21 protein-coding genes are annotated in these 16795 nt (G+C 66.0%); 7 read left to right on the top strand and 14 right to left on the bottom strand.

Features of this window, described 5'->3' with window-relative positions; genetic code table 11:
• Positions 1-61 precede the first annotated feature (61 nt).
• The 4 genes from tatA to ACZ60G_RS09480 form a co-directional block, all read right to left on the bottom strand.
• Entirely contained in the window at positions 62-337 is a 276-nt protein-coding gene (tatA, locus tag ACZ60G_RS09495; protein WP_465808795.1) for a Sec-independent protein translocase subunit TatA, read from the bottom strand.
• A 147-nt stretch (positions 338-484) separates the two neighbouring features.
• On the bottom strand, positions 485-1540 hold the full coding sequence (locus ACZ60G_RS09490) for a 2-dehydropantoate 2-reductase (protein ID WP_465808793.1): 1056 nt from the start codon (positions 1538-1540) through the stop codon (positions 485-487).
• Positions 1541-1562: 22 nt separating this feature from the next.
• Positions 1563-2570 (bottom strand): helix-turn-helix transcriptional regulator, encoded by a 1008-nt coding sequence (locus ACZ60G_RS09485; protein WP_465808791.1) that lies wholly within the window; start codon positions 2568-2570, stop codon positions 1563-1565.
• Complete coding sequence (locus ACZ60G_RS09480) at positions 2567-3562, bottom strand: helix-turn-helix transcriptional regulator (RefSeq protein ID WP_465808790.1); 996 nt, start codon at positions 3560-3562, stop codon at positions 2567-2569. The genes ACZ60G_RS09485 and ACZ60G_RS09480 overlap by 4 nt, the downstream gene beginning before the upstream one ends.
• 88 nt (positions 3563-3650) lie before the next feature.
• On the opposite strand from ACZ60G_RS09480, the gene ACZ60G_RS09475 reads away from it, so the two are divergent.
• On the top strand, positions 3651-3947 hold the full coding sequence (locus ACZ60G_RS09475) for an MTH1187 family thiamine-binding protein (RefSeq protein WP_465808788.1): 297 nt from the start codon (positions 3651-3653) through the stop codon (positions 3945-3947).
• A 3-nt stretch (positions 3948-3950) separates the two neighbouring features.
• On the opposite strand, the gene pafA is transcribed toward ACZ60G_RS09475, so the two are convergent.
• The 5 genes from pafA to dop all read right to left on the bottom strand — a co-directional run bounded on the left by pafA (position 3951) and on the right by dop (position 9137).
• Complete coding sequence (gene pafA / locus ACZ60G_RS09470; protein WP_218007602.1) at positions 3951-5309, bottom strand: Pup--protein ligase; 1359 nt, start codon at positions 5307-5309, stop codon at positions 3951-3953.
• Positions 5310-5484: 175 nt separating this feature from the next.
• Entirely contained in the window at positions 5485-6267 is a 783-nt protein-coding gene (prcA, locus tag ACZ60G_RS09465) for a proteasome subunit alpha (RefSeq protein WP_465808786.1), read from the bottom strand.
• Complete coding sequence (gene prcB / locus ACZ60G_RS09460; protein WP_465808784.1) at positions 6264-7130, bottom strand: proteasome subunit beta; 867 nt, start codon at positions 7128-7130, stop codon at positions 6264-6266. Before prcB ends, prcA begins: the two co-directional genes overlap by 4 nt.
• Positions 7127-7321, bottom strand: a complete 195-nt coding sequence (locus tag ACZ60G_RS09455) for a ubiquitin-like protein Pup (protein WP_014351559.1) — start codon at positions 7319-7321, stop codon at positions 7127-7129. Before ACZ60G_RS09455 ends, prcB begins: the two co-directional genes overlap by 4 nt.
• Before the next feature lie 316 nt (positions 7322-7637).
• Complete coding sequence (gene dop / locus ACZ60G_RS09450) at positions 7638-9137, bottom strand: depupylase/deamidase Dop (protein ID WP_465808782.1); 1500 nt, start codon at positions 9135-9137, stop codon at positions 7638-7640.
• Between the two features lie 138 nt (positions 9138-9275).
• On the opposite strand from dop, the gene ACZ60G_RS09445 reads away from it, so the two are divergent.
• The 3 genes from ACZ60G_RS09445 (at position 9276) to ACZ60G_RS09435 (ending at position 11975) form a co-directional block, all read left to right on the top strand.
• Positions 9276-10484 carry a DUF418 domain-containing protein gene (locus ACZ60G_RS09445; protein WP_465808780.1) on the top strand — a complete coding sequence of 403 codons (1209 nt, stop codon included), beginning with the start codon at positions 9276-9278 and terminating at the stop codon, positions 10482-10484.
• A 185-nt stretch (positions 10485-10669) separates the two neighbouring features.
• Positions 10670-11428, top strand: coding sequence for a hypothetical protein (locus ACZ60G_RS09440; RefSeq protein ID WP_465808778.1), 759 nt, complete (start codon positions 10670-10672; stop codon positions 11426-11428).
• 19 nt (positions 11429-11447) lie between these two features.
• Positions 11448-11975 (top strand): NUDIX hydrolase, encoded by a 528-nt coding sequence (locus ACZ60G_RS09435; RefSeq protein ID WP_465808776.1) that lies wholly within the window; start codon positions 11448-11450, stop codon positions 11973-11975.
• Here ACZ60G_RS09435 and ACZ60G_RS09430 read toward each other — a convergent pair whose 3' ends face one another.
• A complete protein-coding gene (locus ACZ60G_RS09430) occupies positions 11976-12581 on the bottom strand; it encodes a TetR/AcrR family transcriptional regulator (protein ID WP_465808774.1) in 606 nt (201 codons plus the stop codon).
• A gap of 70 nt (positions 12582-12651) precedes the next feature.
• Between ACZ60G_RS09430 and ACZ60G_RS09425 the strand changes: the two genes are divergently transcribed.
• Together ACZ60G_RS09425 and ACZ60G_RS09420 are read left to right on the top strand one after the other, a co-directional pair.
• A complete protein-coding gene (locus tag ACZ60G_RS09425; RefSeq protein WP_465808772.1) occupies positions 12652-13242 on the top strand; it encodes an alpha/beta fold hydrolase in 591 nt (196 codons plus the stop codon).
• Positions 13239-13496 carry a putative antibiotic biosynthesis monooxygenase gene (locus ACZ60G_RS09420; protein WP_465808770.1) on the top strand — a complete coding sequence of 86 codons (258 nt, stop codon included), beginning with the start codon at positions 13239-13241 and terminating at the stop codon, positions 13494-13496. The genes ACZ60G_RS09425 and ACZ60G_RS09420 overlap by 4 nt, the downstream gene beginning before the upstream one ends.
• Before the next feature lie 6 nt (positions 13497-13502).
• Here the strand turns inward: ACZ60G_RS09420 and ACZ60G_RS09415 are convergent, their stop codons facing one another.
• The 3 genes from ACZ60G_RS09415 to ACZ60G_RS09405 are packed head-to-tail and all read right to left on the bottom strand — an operon-like array spanning position 13503 to position 15622.
• Positions 13503-14084: a TetR/AcrR family transcriptional regulator gene (locus tag ACZ60G_RS09415; RefSeq protein ID WP_465808768.1), complete on the bottom strand. Its 582-nt coding sequence runs from the start codon at positions 14082-14084 to the stop codon at positions 13503-13505.
• Positions 13999-14883, bottom strand: coding sequence for a hypothetical protein (locus tag ACZ60G_RS09410; protein WP_465808766.1), 885 nt, complete (start codon positions 14881-14883; stop codon positions 13999-14001). Before ACZ60G_RS09410 ends, ACZ60G_RS09415 begins: the two co-directional genes overlap by 86 nt.
• A 43-nt stretch (positions 14884-14926) precedes the next feature.
• Complete coding sequence (locus tag ACZ60G_RS09405; RefSeq protein WP_465808765.1) at positions 14927-15622, bottom strand: hypothetical protein; 696 nt, start codon at positions 15620-15622, stop codon at positions 14927-14929.
• 306 nt (positions 15623-15928) lie between these two features.
• Between ACZ60G_RS09405 and ACZ60G_RS09400 the strand changes: the two genes are divergently transcribed.
• Positions 15929-16171: a hypothetical protein gene (locus ACZ60G_RS09400; RefSeq protein WP_465808764.1), complete on the top strand. Its 243-nt coding sequence runs from the start codon at positions 15929-15931 to the stop codon at positions 16169-16171.
• A 273-nt stretch (positions 16172-16444) separates the two neighbouring features.
• On the opposite strand, the gene ACZ60G_RS09395 is transcribed toward ACZ60G_RS09400, so the two are convergent.
• Positions 16445-16573, bottom strand: a complete 129-nt coding sequence (locus ACZ60G_RS09395) for a hypothetical protein (RefSeq protein ID WP_465808762.1) — start codon at positions 16571-16573, stop codon at positions 16445-16447.
• Positions 16574-16795 lie beyond the last annotated feature (222 nt).

The following is a 16795-nucleotide window of genomic DNA, read 5'->3' as shown; positions in this document are numbered from 1 at the left end:
CGGCGGGCAACAGCACTAGGCCCGGAGCGAGTTCGTACTCACCCCGGCGGCAAGGCTGGGCTCAGAGCGACTTCGGCTGTGCCTGGGGCTCGGCCTGCGGCTGCGCGACCGTCGGCTGGACCGCCGAGGCCTGCGGCAATTCGGCGGCCGGTTGCTGTACCGGTGCCGCAGTTGCCTGTGCGCTGCTGCTCTCGTTCTGCATCTGGCTGACTTCGCTCTTGAAGATGCGCAGCGAGCGGCCCAGGCTGCGGGCGGCATCGGGCATACGCTTCGCGCCGAAGAACATCACGAAGACCGCGGCGATGATCAGCCAGTGCCAGATGCTCAGACTGCCCATAATTAAACCTCCAAAGAATGTGGTAGCTCCGATGCTACCGGACTATGACATGCGAGAACGCCCGCGTCGGTGCGCGTTCGCCGTGCGTTCAACCGCACCTATACGACACGAAGTTCGCGGCCCCCGGCGTTCAAGATCGTCCCACCGCTAGCGACTGCTTGCAGGTCGCTCGAAACGGTCGGCCGTTCGCAGTTGCTCCAACAGTTCCGGTCCGGTCCAGTCCCGGCGGTCGCCGTGTTCGGCGGCCACGATCAGCTCGATGAGTCGCTGATTGACCGGTGTCGGCAGCCCCACCATCGCGCCGAGGCTCACGATCTCCCCGCACAACCAGGAGATTTCGGTCTTGCGACCGAGTTCGAGATCATCGGCCATGGACGAGCGCGCCTCCGGATCGATGGCCAGTACGGTCGCGGCGATCCGGCGGAAGATCCCGTCCGGAACGGTCAGCAGCCGGGCCATCCACTCCGGCGGCAGCGGCGTCAGCCGGGCGGGGCGAATTCGCGCCCTGTGCATGGCGGCCAGCGCCTCGCGCTGGGTGAGGGCCAGGCAGCGCCGGAAGTCACGGTCGGACAGTTCCTCGCGCAGCGGCCGAGCGGACAGCGCATTGATCGGGTTGTTGAGGTTCAGCAGCAGCTTCGCCCACTGCACCGGCAGCAGGTCCGGATACCGCCGCAATGCCAGACCAGCCCGCGCGAATACGTCGGTGAACTGTGCGAGCGCCGGATCGTCCTGCACCGCCAGCCCGCCCTCGGTACCGCGATGGAACCGGCCGTCCGAATGGTGCACGACATTGAACATCACCATGCCCGCCAGCACCACGCAGGTAGGCAGAATCTCCCGGATCACCGCGTCGTTGCCGATCCCGTTCTGCAGGCTCAGCACCACGGTGCCGGGCCGGATCTTGCCGTCGAGATCGCGCACGGCCGCCGCGGTCGCCGCCGACTTCACCGTGACCAGCACCAGATCGGCGGACCCGACATCCTCCGGCGTGGTCGACACCCGCACCGCATCCCCCGCCACCGCGACGTCACCACCGTCGAGGTCGGTGAGCCGCAGCCCGGATGCGCTGATCTCGTCCAGCACCCGCTGCCGGCCGACGAATGTGACATCGGCGCCGGCCGCCGCCAGCTTTCCACCGACAAAGGACCCGATACTTCCGGCGCCCAGGACCAGCACCCGAGCGGGTGCCACCACCTCACTCACGCCGTTCCAGCCTCCGTGCGATTCATCTGGTCTCCAGGTAACCGGCCGCTTCGTAGGCGGCCAGCGCGGCGTTCGAGCGTTCGCGCACCGCGGTGATCAATTCGGGTGGGCCGAGCACCGTGACGCCGGAACCGAAGCCGAGCAGCAGCCGCGCCATCCAGTCCATGGTGGCGAAGCGCATGGTCGTCTCGATGCTGCCGTCCGGGTGCACCGCCATCCGATGCATCGGATATTGATCGAGCACCCAACCGTAATCGCCGCGAATGCGCAAGCGCGCCAATGGAACCGCGGGATCATCCTGGAACAGGTCGAGCGCGGCGGCCTCCGCGGTCGCATGGCTCGGCGGCCGGGCGGGCTCGTCGAGTTCGGTGGCCGCCTCGATCCGATCGAAGCGGAACAGTCGCACTCCTTCGGCCTCGCGGCACCAGGCCTGCAGGTAACTGTTGTTGTCCACCAGGACAATACGAATGGGATCGACGACGCGCTCGGATACGACATCGCGACTCGCCGAGTAGTAGACCAGGCGCAGCGCGCGCTGGCGGGCCAGCGCGGAACGCACCGTCGAGACCGCCGGCGCCTCGGTCGGCAGGTGTTCGCGGGCCTCGTCGACGGTCTTGCCGCCGACGATGGCCGATTCCAGTTTCGCGATCGCCGCATGCGCCGCGGTCGGATCGACCATGCCCGGCATATCCACGATCGAGCGCAGCGCCACCAGCAATGCGGTCGCCTCGGTGGAGGTCAGCCGCAACGGCCGGTCGATGCCCGCCGAGAAGGTGACCTCGATGCTCTCCTCGGAGAACGACAGGTCGATCAGATCGCCCGGTCCGTAACCGGGTAGGCCGCACATCCACAGCTGGTTGAGATCGCTCATCAGCTGCTTGGTGGTCACGCCGAGATCGGCGGCGGCCTCGGCGGCACTGATCCCCGGATTGGCGATGAAATAGGGAATCATGTTGAGCAGCCGTGAGAGCCGAACCGAAAGTCGACTGCGCTCGGCTGTGCCTGTCGTCCGCTCGCTACGCTCACTCATGCGGTGACCTCCGTGTGGTCGAAGACCGAACGCAATCGTGCCATCACATCCGCGCGCAGTTCCTCCGGTGCGAGCACAACGGCATCTGGACCGAGTCCGGTGATCAAGCGCGCCAACCAATCTCGGGATCGGATGGGCAATTCGACGACCATGCCGTGGCGTTCGCCGATGGTGCGTTCTTCCAGCACGGGTCCGAGTCGGCGGATCTCGCGGCCGTGGCCATCGGCCACCCACACCGTCGCGGTGCCGGTCACCGGGGCGCTGCCGGTGACCGTGCCGACGATCGCACGCAGATCCACGCCCTCGGGCTTGCCGACCGCATTGGGCGGGCCGTAGGCGGTCACATCGTCGCCGATGCGTGATAGCCGGAAGCTGCGGACCGCATCCCGGTTCCGATCGTGTCCGACCAGATACCAGCGGCCGTTGTGGGTGACCACACCCCACGGCTCGACATCACGCATGACATAGGGCTCGTTGATCGCACCCCGATGTTCGAACCGCACGGCCTGACCGGCATCGATCGCGGCCAACAGCTTGCCGAGCACCGCATCCGAGCCACGGGTGCGCGCGGGGACCGCGGGTACCGAGGCCACCGCGGCATCGGTTTCGACGTGGATCCCGGCCGCACGCAACTTCAACAGCGCGCCCTCGGCCGCGGCCGCCAGCTCCGGCGACTCCCACATCTGCACCGCGACCGCGACCGCTGCCGCTTCCTCGCTGGTCAGATCGATATCGGGTAGTTCGTAGGCGTCACGGTTGATCCGATAGCCCTCCACCGTCGAAAATCGGCTGACCTGCCCGACCTCCAAGGGAATCCCCAGGTCACGCAGCTCGTTCTTATCGCGCTCGAACATTCGACTGAACGCTTCGTCGCTGGCCGAATCCTCGTACCCCGCGACGCTGTCCCGAATCCGCTCCGCGGTCAGGAATTGCCGGGTCGACAGCAGCGCGATGACCAGATTCATCAGCCGCTCGACCTTGGATATCGCCACTCGACACAGGGTAATCGGCCACCCGCCGCGACCGCGCGTCGGCGCGCGATTCACCCCGATCCGGTTCGCGCTCGGCCATCATGGAACCATGATCATCGCGTTCTCGGTCACACCGCTCGGCGAGGGCGTCGACGTCGGCCGAGCCGTCGCCGAAGCCGTCCGCATCGTGCGGGCCAGCGGTCTGCCCAATCGCACCGACGCCATGTTCACCACGATCGAAGGCGAATGGGACGAGGTCATGGCCGTGGTCAAAGCCGCGACCGACGCCATCCTCGCCACCGCGCCCCGCTGCAGCCTCGTCCTCAAAGCCGATATCCGTCCGGGCGTCACCGACGCCATGACCTCGAAGGTCGAGACCGTCGAGCGCTACCTCGCCGGGGAGTAGCGCTTACATCGAGGCGATCAGCCGATCCACCCGTTCGTCGACGGAGCGGAACGGGTCCTTGCACAAGACCGTGCGCTGGGCTTGGTCGTTGAGCTTGAGGTGCACCCAGTCGACGGTGAAGTCACGGCCCGCTTCCTGGGCGGCGGTGATGAAATCGCCGCGCAGTTTGGCGCGAGTGGTCTGCGGCGGGGTGTCCACGGCGGCGTCGACGGCCTCGTCCTCGGTGACGCGCTTGGCCAGACCCTTGCGCTGCAGCAGGTCGAAGACGCCGCGGCCGCGCTTGATGTCGTGGTAGGCCAGATCGAGCTGGGCGATCTTGGGATCGGAGAGCTCCATGCCGTAGCGGTCCTGGTAGCGCTGGAACAGCTTGCGCTTGATCACCCAGTCGACCTCGGTGTCGACCTTGGCGAAGTCCTGCGCCTCGACCGCGTCCAGGGTGCGGCCCCACAGATCGACGACCTGGTCGATATTGGGGTCGCGGTCGCGGTTGCGCAGGTGCTCGACGGCGCGGGCGTAGTACTCGCGCTGGATGTCGAGCGCACTCGCCTGGCGTCCGCCGGCGAGCCGGACCGGACGACGACCGGTCAGGTCATGGCTGACCTCGCGGATGGCGCGGATCGGGTTGTCCAGGGCGAAATCGCGGAACGAGACGCCCGCCTCGATCATCTCCAGCACCAGCGCCGCCGTGCCGACCTTCAGCATGGTGGTGGTCTCGGACATGTTCGAGTCGCCGACGATCACATGCAGACGCCGGTACTTCTCCGCGTCGGCGTGCGGCTCGTCGCGGGTGTTGATGATCGGGCGCGAGCGGGTGGTCGCCGAGGAGACGCCCTCCCAGATGTGCTCGGCACGCTGGGACAGGCAGAACGTGGCCGCCTTCGGCGTCTGCAGTACCTTGCCCGCACCGCAGATCAGCTGACGTGTGACCAGGAACGGCAGCAGTACATCCGAGATCCGGGAGAACTCGCCGGCCCGCACGACGAGGAAGTTCTCGTGGCAGCCGTAGGAGTTGCCCGCGGAGTCGGTGTTGTTCTTGAACAGGTAGATGTCGCCGCCGATGCCTTCCTCCGCGAGGCGCTGTTCGGCGTCGATCAGCAACTCCTCCAGCACGCGCTCACCGGCCCGGTCGTGAGTGACCAGCTGCGCCAAGTTGTCGCACTCTGCGGTGGCGTACTCCGGATGCGACCCGACATCGAGGTAGAGCCGAGCACCGTTGCGGAGGAACACGTTAGAGCTACGGCCCCAGGAAACTACCCGGCGGAATAGATACCGGGCCACCTCGTCGGGGCTGAGCCGACGGTGTCCGTGGAAGGTGCACGTCACACCGAATTCGGTCTCGATCCCCATGATTCGTCGCTGCACACTATCGACATTACAGCCATGTCATGTACTCGCGTGGGGCTGCGGACAACCCCGGTGCATACGTCTTCACAACGATTTCGCACGTGAGCGAAATGTTCGGCGGAAAACTACCGGCCGAAACGAAGGCCCTCCCGAAAAATCGGGAGGGCCTTCGCAGTCGAACGATGGTGGTGGACTACTCCGATTCGGGAGCATCCTCGGACTTCGCCTCGGCGGGCGCCGCCTCGGCCTTGCTCGCCGACTTGCCGCCGTTCAACAACTGGTCCAGGGCCGCGCCCGCGACCCGGCGGAATGCCCGCCGCGGTCGCGCCTGTTCGAGGGTGGCGACCTCGAGCGAACCCACGCCGAGCACCCGCTTGTCCTTGTCCGCGGCACCCTCGGGCACCCCGGCCTTCAGGGCCTTCACGGCCACGCCGACCGCGCCGGCCAGATCGAGTCCGGGCTGGTAGGAGGTCTTCAACGCGGTCATGATGGGCTCGGTCGTACCGCCCATCACCACATATTCGCGCTCGTCCACAATCGAGCCGTCGAAGGTGATCCGGTACAGCACCGATTCCGGTGACTGTTCCGGGTAGCCGACCTCGGCCACGCAGATCTCCACCTCATAGGGCTTGAGCTGATCGGTGAAGATCGTGCCGAGGGTCTGCGCGTAGGCGTTGGCCAGGCCACGACCGGTGACATCGCGCCGGTCGTACTGGTAGCCCTTCAGGTCGGCCTGCAGGATGCCGCCGCGACGCAGTGCCTCGAATTCGTTGTACTTGCCGACGGCCGCGAACCCGACGCGGTCGTACAGCTCGCTCACCTTGTGCAATGTCGCGGAGGGATTCTCCGCGACGAAAAGCACACCCTTGTCGTAGGTCAGCACGATCACACTGCGACCGCGAGCGATGCCCTTGCGCGCGAGCTCGGTCTTGTCGCGCATGATCTGTTCGGCCGACGCGTAATACGGCAGTGTCATGCTGAGGCACTCCCCTCTTCCGCGGCCTCGCGATCGGCAACGATCGCCCGCGTGATCTCCTCCAACCGCGATTCGGTCACCTCGTCGGCGCCCTCGTCAGTGATGACGATGGCCGTCGGGTAGATGCCGCGCACCAGATCCGGTCCGCCGGTGGCGGTATCGTCGTCGGCCGCGTCGAAGAGCGATTCGACGGCGATCCGCAGTGCGCGATCCTCATCGATTCCCTTGGCGTACAGCTTTTTCAACGACGACTTCGCGAACATCGAACCCGAACCGACAGCGGTGTAACCGAACCGCTCCTCACTGCGCCCGCCGACCACGTCGTAGGACACGATGCGACCGGCCTTGTCCAGATCGGTGGCGTGCTGGTCGTAGCCGACCAGCACCGGAACCACCGCCAGACCCTGTAGCGCGGCAGGAAGGTTGTCGCGCACCATCTTCGACAGCTTGTTGGCCTTGCCGTCGAAGGTCAGCGAGACACCCTCGATCTTCTCGTAGTACTCCAGCTCGACGGCGAACAATCGCACCATCTCGATGGCCATGCCCGCGGTGCCCGCGATACCGGCCGCCGAATAGGTGTCGGTGATGTACACCTTCTCGATATCCCTGCTGGCCAACAGGTTTCCCTGGGTGGCCCGCCGGTCACCGGCGATCAGCACACCACCGCGGAACGAAACCGCCACGATGGTGGTTCCGTGCGGAGCCAGGTCCTTCGCGGCAGTGCCACCGGAGATTCCGGTGGCACCGTCGATCGCGCCGAATCGGTTGCCAGGCAACAGTTCCGGTGCGTGCATGCGCAGGTGCTCGGTGAATGACGAGAGGGCGTGCCCCGGGTGGAGACGCAAGGGGTCACCTGCTGTCACTGGCCGCCCTTCTGCACATACGCGCGAACGAAGTCTTCCGCGTTCTCCTCGAGCACATCATCGATCTCGTCGAGCAGGTCGTCGGTGTCCTCCGCCAGTTTTTCGCGGCGCTCCTGACCGGCGGCGTCAACGCCCTCCGGACCCTCGTCCTCGTCGCCGCCCCCGGCGCGCTTGGTCTGCTCTTGTGCCATGGCAGCCGACCTCCTCTGTCCTCATCATGACCAGGGCTCCATTCTGAGCACGACCCTGATCATGAGCAATGTCCGTGCCCGTACATCAACACTACCCAGCCGCCCTGACAACGTGCTCGGTTATTGGCCGCGCGGGCGCGGCGTGTTCGCGGCCCCCTTCTGCTCGCGTCCGAGCCGTCGAGACTCGCGACTTCGTCGCATGCGCTTCGACGACTCGGACGCGAGACGGGCCGCGAACGGGTCGCTCGTAAGACTCGCTCCGTCGTCGTTGCGATCGCGATATTCGTTGCTACCTGGGCGTATTCACCGAGAAGCGCTACGTGGTCAGCTGTTCGACCAACTCGGCGGCGGTATGCACACCGTCGAGCAGCTTGCCGACATGAGCCCGGGTGCCACGGCGCGGTTCCAGGGTCGGGATGCGCACGAGCGAGTCGCCGCCCAAGTCGAAGATCACAGAATCCCAGCTGGCCGCTGCGATATCGGCACCGAATCGACGCAGACATTCGCCGCGGAAGTAGGCGCGGGTATCGGTCGGCGGCTTCGTCATCGCGTCGAGCACCTGCTGCTCGTTGACCAGGCGTTTCATCGAGCCGCGCGCGACCAGGCGGTTGTAGAGGCCCTTGTCCAGGCGGACGTCGGAGTACTGCAGGTCCATCAAGTGCAGTTTGGGCGCGGCCCAGCTCAGACCCTCGCGCTTGCGCATCCCCTCGAGCAAGCGCAGCTTGGCGGGCCAGTCGAGCAGATCGGCGCATTCCATCGGATCGCGTTCCAGCAGATCCAGCACGTTGGCCCAGTTCTCCAGGATGTCCTTGACGCGCTCGTCGTCGTTGCCGCTGCGGGCCACGAACTTCTCCACCCGGTCCAGGTAGATGCGTTGCAGCGCCAGCCCGGTGAGTTCACGACCATCGGTGAGCGCGACGGTGGCGCGCAGGGTCGGATCATGGCTGATCTGGTGGACGGCGGTGACCGGGCGGGCAAGCTGCAGGTCCGACAGATCCTCGCCCGCCTCGATCAGATCCAGCACCAGCGCGGTGGTGCCGACCTTGAGGTAGGTCGACATTTCGGCGAGGTTGGCATCGCCGATGATGACGTGCAAGCGGCGGTATTTGTCCGCATCGGCGTGCGGTTCGTCGCGGGTGTTGATGATGCCGCGCTTGAGCGTGGTCTCCAGACCGACCTCGACCTCGATGTAGTCGGCGCGCTGAGACAGCTGGAATCCGGCGTGATCACCGGACTGGCCGATACCGACCCGGCCGGAACCGCAGATCACCTGGCGTGAGACGAAGAAGGGGGTGAGCCCGACGATGATCTGGTTGAACGGGGTGTCACGGCTCATCAGGTAGTTCTCGTGGGTGCCGTAGGAGGCGCCCTTACCGTCGACGTTGTTCTTGTACAGCTGCAGCCGCGGCGCACCCGGCACACTCGACGCGTGCCGCGCGGCCGCCTCCATGACCCGTTCGCCGGCTTTGTCCCAGATGACCGCATCCATCGGATCGGTGACCTCGGGTGCGGAGTACTCCGGATGGGCATGGTCGACGTAGAGCCGGGCGCCGTTGGTGAGGATCATATTGGCCGCGCCGACCTCGTCGGCGTCGATCACGGGAGCCGGACCGTTCATCCGGCTCAGGTCGAAGCCGCGGGCGTCGCGCAGCGGCGATTCCACCTCGTAATCCCAGCGCGTGCGCTTCGCGCGCGGTACCCCCTCCGCGGCGGCATACGCGAGAACCGCTTGGGTGGAGGTGAGAATCGGGTTGGCCGACGGCTCGGTGGGTGTGGAGATGCCGTATTCGACCTCGATACCGATGATGCGCTGCATACCGTCGAGCCTAGGCGACGCATGCCAGCCGCCGGTCGAGACCGGCGGCATCGGCCATCTCGGGTGACCTCGATGTCATACCGATGGTGGTACTTCCGGAGGATACGGGCAGGCCGTGTCGGCCGGGATATTCGGAATATGACCGATTCGATCGCCGAAATCACGGGGCGCCACCGCAAGTCGGATGAACCGAGCGTCACCCAGCCGAAGAATCCCGCGCGGCTGGTCGCCCTGGACGTATTGCGCGGCATCGCGATCCTCGGCACGCTCGGCACCAATATCTGGATCCTCACCCATCCCGAGGGCATCGTCGGATACATCGACGAATTGGGCAGCCCGGCTACCGGCTGGATGTGGTCGGAGCGAGTACTGCAGCAACTCGCGCAAGGCAAGTTCCTCGGGCTGCTGACCATCATGTTCGGTATCGGCCTGGCCATCCAGCAGGGCTCGGCGGTGCGGGCCGGTCGACGGTGGCCGGGCAGCTATCCGTGGCGGGCCGGGCTGCTGTTCCTCGACGGTGTGCTGAACTTCGTGTTCGTCGCGGAATTCGATGTGCTGACGGGTTATGCCGTCACCGGATTGGTCGTCGCCTTCATTCTCGCGACAAGTGAACGCGCGCAACATCGTTGGCTGACCATCGCGGCCGGATTCCATATCGCCGTGCTGACACTCATCGGCATCGCGATGGCCTTTGCGAACCAACAGGATTCGACGCCGCGCGCGCCGCTGGATCCGAATCCCTATGCGGACGGGTCGTTCTGGGATCTGGTGCTGTTCCGACTGGAGAACGCGGGCATGTTCCGGATCGAGCCGATCTTCGTCTTCCCGATGTCGATCGCGCTGTTCCTCGCGGGTGCGCAGTTGTTCCGGGCGGGAGTGTTCCGACCGGAGGGTGCGCGGATACGTAGGCGGCTCATGATCATCGGATTCGCTGTTGCCGCGCCGATCGATCTGGCGGTCGGTGTGCTCGGCGGCGATCTGGTCTTGCTGACCAGGTACGGCACCGCCCCGTTCGTCGCCTTCGGCCTGCTCGCGCTGGTGGCGGAGTTCTACCTGCGTCGTCCGCGGGTCGGATTCGTCGGCAGGCGGCTCACCGAGGTCGGGCGGATGGCCCTGAGCTGCTACATCCTGCAGAATCTGGTCGCTTCCGTGTTGTGCTACGGGTGGGGTTTCGGGCTTGCGGCTCGCGTCTCCCCGGAGGCTCGGGTGCCGTTCACCGTGGGTATCTACCTGCTGGTCGCGCTGATCATCGTCACTCTCGCGCACCTGTGGTTGCGCCGGTTCGAGCGCGGTCCGGTCGAGTGGGTGTGGAATCTCAGCTACCGCGCGCTGGCCCGCGAACACTGAGCCACCGCCCGTTTGCGCACATCGCCGCAGTTGAACACCCGAAACCGGTGCGAATGCGACCGGATGCGGCCGAGGAGAACACGAGTAGCGGACTACTCGTGTTCTTCCCGCGTCGGTGCCGGATGCTGACGCGACGTCACCGAACTGCGTCGACGTATCGATTTCAGATGCACAGGAGGTGCGTGGTGTCGGAACCGGCCCGAGCAATGAGTAAGGACCGCGCGTTCGCCGAGCTCGAACGTCTCGCGAACGATGACCTGATCCGTTTCGACGGGCCCGCGTCACCGGCTCTGGTCGGATTCGCAGGTTTCGACCCACAGTCCGGCCGGCCGCTTCCGGGCAGTCTCGCCGGGGTGGTCATCCGCCACGGCAACACCCCGGTGGCACCGCAACACCTCGATTCACGAAATGCGTTGGCACTGGTGCGATTCTGCCGATTCCTGTCCGCAAATTTCGGCGTCACCGAGTTGCACACCCTCGGAGTGGACGGCCGCGGAACGCATTCCGACGACTGCCACGGCCAGGGCCGCGCCGTGGATTTCGCCGGTGTCACCATGCCGGTCGGGGACGTATCGCGCAGAATCACCGTGGCAGCGCACTGGGGCACCGTCGAGACCGCCGTGACACCCGGCGGAACATGGCCGCGCGGCACCGGATCCCGGGTGCGCTACCGACTCGACGAACCCGATGCGAGTCCGCTCGGCGATCCGGACGGCGATCTGTTCGTCGCCGACTTCTTCCGCAGCGTCTACGATTTCGCGGCGGGTGAATGGCAGGACTGCTCGGACAGTCCCGATCCCGCGACCGCCATCTCCGGCATCGGCGATCCGAGTTTCATCCTGCATCCCGACCATCCGGACGACCATCCGCTCCCGGCCACGTCCGGTCGCGCGGCCCATATCGATCACGTCCACTTCCAGATCGGCAAGTCCGGGACCGAGTAGGTCGACTAGCGTCGTCGGTGTGACGCTCGCCGACCGATATCCGTTGCTGCACACGCCAACCCGCTGGGAATGGGGTGGTCTGGACGTGCGGTTCTCCACCGAGTTGCCACCCGACGAACTGGTCACCAATATCCACGTCGTCTGCTTCGTCTGCGCCGATATCGTGCTGTGTCGCGACGATCGCGATATCTGGATCGTGCCCGGCGGCACCAGGGAGGCGGGCGAAACTGTCGACGCCTGCGTGCGACGCGAACTCATGGAGGAGGCCGGTGCCCGCCCGGTCGGATCGGTGCGGCCGTTCGGTGCCCACCACACGACCACCGATCGCCCCGCACCGCACCATCCTTGGCAGCCGCACCCGCACAAGGCGTGGCTGTGGTGCACGGCGGATGTGGTGCTCGAATCCGCACCGACCAATCCGGAGGATGCGGAGAATATTCTCGAGGTCCGTGCCTTCGCACCCGAGGAGGCAATGCGCCTGTCGCGTACAGACGGTGACTACATGGCCGAATTACTCGCCCTCGCAATCGAATTCCACCGGGGCTGATCAGCCGAGGGGCGTACGGAATCCGATGAGCAGTCGCGCGACATCGATCGGCGCCTGCTCCGGCCGCAGCGGTGCGTGTTCGACGAGCAAGCGATACCAGAACGGTCCGAAGATCAGATCAGTCGCGTACTCGATATCCAGATCGGCGGCGAGTTCACCGCGCGCCACGCCACGGGTCACTATGCGCGCCACCACATCTCGCCGAGTCTGCACCCAGTCCCGGAACGGTCCGGCGAAGTCCTGGTCCAGCTGCGCCTCGGCCATCAATCCGCGTAATGCCTTGACTCGCAACGGATATTCGACGACACCGTAGAGCGCCCCGAGGAAGACGGTCAGGTCCTGTTCGACCGATCCGGTATCCGGATCCGGCATGCGCTGGGTGGCCACCACGCCTTGGGCGTCCATGACCAGGACCGCCTTCGATTTCCACCAGCGGTAGATCGTGCTCTTGGCGACGCGCGAGCGCGCCGCGACGCCTTCGATCGTCACCTTGCCGAAGCCCTGCTCCTCCAGCAGTTCAGCCGTCGCACGCAGCACCGCATCGCGTGCGGATTCGCTGCGGATCCGACCGCCGGACCGCGGTGTCGCGGCACTTCCCGTCGCCATGGCGGTCAGTGTATTCGTCTGCTATCGTTTTGCGAAACGCTACGGAGCGTTTCGATTTAGGAGATGAGTGATGGTGAGTGCGATCGTGGTGAACCACGGCCTCGGAGCCCGCGCCGACAGCGTCTGGTTTCCCCATTTCACGGCGGAGCTGACCGCGCTCGGCCATTCCGTGACGATCCCGAACCTGCCCGAGCCGGACGCACCCCGGCTGGACCCGTGGCGCAAAGCCTTCGCCGAAGCGGTAGCGGCGGCGGGTCCGGCCGGCGATACCGTTCTTGTCGGCCACAGCATCGGCGGGGTCAATGTGCTGCGCATGCTCGAGCAGCACGATGTCGCCGCGGCCGGGCAATTCGCCGGAGTGCTCCTGGTGTCCACCGCAGCACATGAGGTCGGCTATGACCTGTTGGCCGAATTCTTCGCCGAACCGTTCGACTGGGCACGAATTCGCGGCGCGGCGCGCGAGTTCCGGGTGCTGGCGGCCGCCGATGATCCGGTCAACGTGCCCGATCCGGTCGAACACGTCGGACTACTGGTGCGCGGTCTGGAGGCCACCGCCGTGCTCACCGCGACCGGAAGCCATCTGGGCAACTTCCCCGACGATCACATCGAACTGCCCGAGGCCGTTCGGCTGGTCGATGAAATCCAGGCGGCCACACGGTGACTCGGCAACAGACAGACGAAAGCCGCAGACCGGCCACGCAACCCGCGGGGCCGGTCAAATGGAAGCTGTGGCTGTTGACGGTCATCGGCATCTATCCACTGCTCACAGTTCTGGTGACGATCTCAGGGCCGCTGCTCGAACCGCTGGCACCGCCACTGCGGCTTGCAGTTATCGTGCCGATCGCCGTCGCGGCCATGGTGTGGGTCGTCATGCCATTGCTCACCCGCCGATGTGCGGGGTGGCTGATGCGGTGACAGATTTTATTGGGACCGTACGGGTTCCGCGCGGCTCAGCAGGTCTTTGACGATAGTGTCGCGTTCCAGCGGAACGCCGAGACTGCGCGCATTGCCCTCGAACAGCGCGAGCACCGATTCGGTCAGGATGCCTTCGACTTGATCGGAGGACAGTGTGGTTGCGACATCGGAGCGCCAGTTGTTCACGAAACCGTCGACGAAGCCGATGGTGCCGAAGGCCATCGGGCGGGCGCGATTCGGATCGATTCCGAAGCGCGCCAACGATATTGCGAACATATCGGCGAGCCGACCACCGATGCGATCGCGCGCACCGGCCAGCGCTGGTGACGAATCCCCAAGCGGTGCGGCATCGCCCAGGAATCGGTGCAGATTCGGATGACGCTCGACCCAACCGATATAGGTACCGATCGCACCCCGTACGGCAGCGCGCAGGGTGCCGTCGGGCTGCAGGGTCGGCATCAGTGCGGTCAGCAGTGAATTCAGGATCTCCCGACGAATCTGCTCATCGAGATCGGCGCGTCCGTCGAAATGCCGGTACACCACCGGACGCGGCAGCTGCAGCCGGTCCGCGATCGCCTGTACGGACACTTCGACACCCTGCTCTTCGATCACCGTCCTCGTTGTACACCGCATCCAACTCCGGCGGATTCCATATACCCCCGGACAGCACCGCACGCCCACCTGGCAGAACATAGAGGGTCGAACCGGCCCGCCGAGAACTCTCGAACCAGCCGAGCGACGGCAGTATTCGCGGTCCCACCTGCGATCCGACCGCAACGAACGCCGCCGACAAAACGGTCCATCTCGCCCACATCGCCGGTAGATCCGGCAGTTGGTTCTCCAACGGCACCGGTCGTACCCCGGCGGCGCGGTCGGCGCGAACCGCGGTAACCGCCGACCGTGGACTGCGCGTCTGTCGGTCGCCGTGGCCGATATACGCCGACAACCACACCGGAAGCCTGTCCCGTGGATACTCCGCGAGATCTGTGCGATACGCCTCGGGAGCGAACAGCTGATCGTCCGGAAACAGATCGTCGCCGTAGTCGTACCCGACCTCGGGTGCGCGTGCGTCGGACGACCACATCAGCAGGCGCCACCAAGGCCCGTACTCGAGCCGCGCCGACAGCTCACGCAGCCGTCGCACCGACGCCAGCACCGATTCCGGCGGATCCCATCGCGTGGACCGGTCACCCTCGGTGAAGACGACGACTATCGACTCCTCGGCAACCGTCAATGCGAAGACCGCGGTCATCGACTGCCATCCAGACGGACCCGCCGCAACGATCTCCGCCGCGATCTCCTGCGCCAACCGCGTCATCTCGCCATCGAGTGGATCGGCGACCTGCCCATGCTCGATCTCCGGATCGCCGGTGTCCGAATTCTTCATACGACGGCCCCTCTGGACTCCAGATCGCTTCTGCCCCAGCCGATCACTGCTCGTGCACCCGACCCCTCGCCGCAGCGTCGGTGAGCAGGCCGCACAACGTCTTCGCAGGTTCGGTGGCCTTGTCTCCATTGAGCATCACGTCGGTGAAGGCATCGGCAAGCGCCGCACCTGCGTCGAATCGCCCCTTGTCGAAGCTCGCACCGCTCAACTGATCGCGCCATCGCTTGTACCCGGCCACCACGCGACCGAGGCCTGCACCGCGGTAGCCGCTGTTCCCGCGTAGATACTCGCCGATCAAGACCCGCTGCGCCCGACTCCGCGCACGCCCGGCCCCAGCGCGATCGAATGCGCGACCGAACTCCCGAACCGTCGCCGAATACACGGTTCGCGTATCCGCCTGTGCGACAGCGGCACCCGGTCGACGCTGGTTCCGCAGGATTTCCCCGAGCCGCTCGGGATCGGCAGCCAGCGCCCCGTCGAGGGTTACCGACCACGAGCACTCCGACGTATCCGCATCGGCACCCGGCGTATGGCCGACGCGCACGACTGAGCCTTCGCCGATAGCCCCGATCGCGATCCGGCGGACATCGATCACCCGATGCCTCGACAGCACATCGTCGGTGGCCGCGAGGAACTCCCCCACCACGGCATCGAGACCGGGCTGCTGGAGACCGGACACCTCTACACCGTGCCGCTCGGCAAGCGCTTGCGCCAGTCGCATGATCGGGCTACCGGTCACCGGTCGGACCGCGGGACCGGCCACGACCGCAGGCCGTTCCCCTCGTCGCTGTCGTCGATCGGTCGCGGGTTTCTTGTCCTGCGTGGGCTTTATCTCGCGCGCCCGGGCGGGTCCTGCGACGGCAGATGGCCGGACAGCCGGGTTTCCACTTCCCACCCAGGGTGTGGCCGAAGGCTTCCGATCTCCGCGTGCGCTCACAGCAGGTGCTTGCGCGCCGGTCCCGCTCGGCCGGACAACAGCGCGAGGCGAAGGCGCACGCGCAGGCTGTGCCGCCGTTGGTACGCCGGGACGGGCAGTTCGATCGGGATGCTCGGCGCTCGGCACGGAACCGCGAACAGGTTCCGCCCCGGGCGCCTGGACTCCCTCGGTGCCGCCGACCTCGCTGTGGGCACCGTCGGCGCCATCCAGCTGCGGGCGCGCAACAGCACCATCGGACGGATCGATGCCCGACGGCCGCACCGGGTCGTCGCCACGCATGTGCTCGTCGAGCTGTGGTCGAGTTTGTGGACCGACGGCCCGCGCCGATGGTGGGGAACTCGAATCCGGTGAGATCATCCGAGGTGAGCCGGCGGCCGATTTCTGACCGGACTTGGGCACGACACGATCATCGGGTCGACGCGGGACAGGGTCGGCAGCCGCGGCACTGTCGCGCACGGACCTGCCTGCGACCTGATCTGCGGCCTCGATGGTGCCAGCCGCCTGGGTCACCTGCTTGCCGAGACCACGCAACGCCTGCGCCATCTCGCGAAGGGCGACAATCGCCTGCTGCGCGCCCGGCTGATAGGACTTCTCGAACTCCGCGCCCGCCTCGTCGTCACCCCATCACTGCCCCTCCGCGGACAAGACAGCATCCAACCGTCGCATTACCTGCTGGACCTCATCGCCGATCTCCTCGAACGCGGTCCCCCTGGCCCGCAGCAATTGCGGATCGACCCACAGTGATCGACTCAAACCCACCCCGCTTTTGCTCGGACAAATCGCGATAAGCATGACCGGATAGGTAGGTCCGAATCATCGGGAACGTACACGCATGACTGCCGCTCGTCTCCCAGGATCGGATACCGTATCGGAGTGCATGGTTGGCCGAGGCAGATCAACTCGGACTTTCATAGCCGAACGTCGCATCGACAAGGCGCCCTTGGGAACCGGATCGAAATACCGTTGTGTGGAGTG

It is taken from the genome of Nocardia sp. NPDC102475, from assembly GCF_055584605.1.
This window is presented reverse-complemented; position numbering and strand designations above follow the sequence as displayed.